We start from the raw sequence: 1,233 nt of genomic DNA on the forward strand, positions 1-1,233 counted from the left end.
GGGCTGGCCGCCGGCGGCTTCGCCGCCCGCCCCCGGGCCGCTGACGCCCCGCCGCTCACCGCCGTCGGAAGCACCGCCGTCCCGTTCCGCGGACGGCACCAGGCCGGGATCCTCACCCCGGCCCAGGCGTGCGGGCACCTCGCCGCGTTCGATCTGCGCCCCGGTGCCGGCCGCGCCGGGGCGGCGGCGCTGCTGCGCCGCTGGTCGGCGGCGGCCGAGGCGATGACGGCCGGGCATCCGCCCGCGGGCGACGACCAGGTCGCGCTGGACGCCGGGCCGTCCTCGCTCACCGTGACGTTCGGCTTCGGCCGGTCCTTCTTCGGCAGGACCGGGCTGGAGGACCGCATGCCGGACGCGCTGGTGGAGATGCCGCCGTTCTCCGCCGACGCCCTCGACCGCGCCAAGAGCGACGGCGACCTGTGGGTGCAGATCGGCGCGGACGACCCGCTCGTCGCCGTGCACGCGCTGCGGATGCTGGAGAAGGGCGCGGCCGGGACGGCGAAGGTCCGCTGGACGATGAACGGCTTCAACCGGGCCCGGGGCGCGACCGACCGGCCGCGGACCGTCCGCAACCTGATGGGGCAGATCGACGGCACCGGCAACCCGCGTCCGGCCGACGACGGGTTCGACGCCAAGGTCTTCGCCGCGGACACCACCGGCCCGCACGCGTGGATGAACGGTGGCTCGTACGCGGTCGTCCGGCGCATCCGGATGCTGCTGGACGCGTGGGACCAACTGCCCGTGCACCAGCAGGAACGGGTCATCGGCCGCCGCAAGTCCGACGGCGCCCCGCTGTCGGGCGGCACCGAGACCACGCCGCTGAACCTTTCGGCGGCCGGGCCGGACGGGGCGCTCGCCATCCCCGGCGACGCCCACGTCCGGGTGGCCGCGCCGTCCTCCAACGGCGGCGCGGCCATGCTGCGGCGCGGGTTCTCCTACCACGACGGGCACCGCCCGGACGGCGCACCGGACGCCGGGCTGCTGTTCATCGCCTGGCAGGCCGACCCGACGGCCGGCTTCATCCAGGTGCAGCGCAAGCTCGACGGCGCCGACGGCCTCACCCGCTATCTCCGGCACGAGTCCAGCGCGATCTTCGCCGTGCCGGGCGGCGCCACGCCCGGCGGCTACGTCGGCCAGCCCCTCCTGGAGGGCTGACCGCCGCTGTCGCCGCCCGTTCTCCGGCGTGCGGCTACGGTTCGACAGTGAGCTGATCCAGTACGGCGGGCGCCCGCC

General features: G+C 76.4%; 1 protein-coding gene. It reads left to right on the plus strand.

All coding sequences use genetic code 11. The features are described 5' to 3' along the window. A partial coding sequence (gene efeB / locus AF1_RS32605; RefSeq protein ID WP_067808220.1) for an iron uptake transporter deferrochelatase/peroxidase subunit occupies positions 1 to 1,155 on the plus strand: 1,155 nt, incomplete at its 5' end. Positions 1,156 to 1,233: the final 78 nt, after the last annotated feature.

It is taken from the genome of Actinomadura formosensis NBRC 14204, assembly GCF_001552155.1.
GTDB lineage: Bacteria > Actinomycetota > Actinomycetes > Streptosporangiales > Streptosporangiaceae > Spirillospora > Spirillospora formosensis.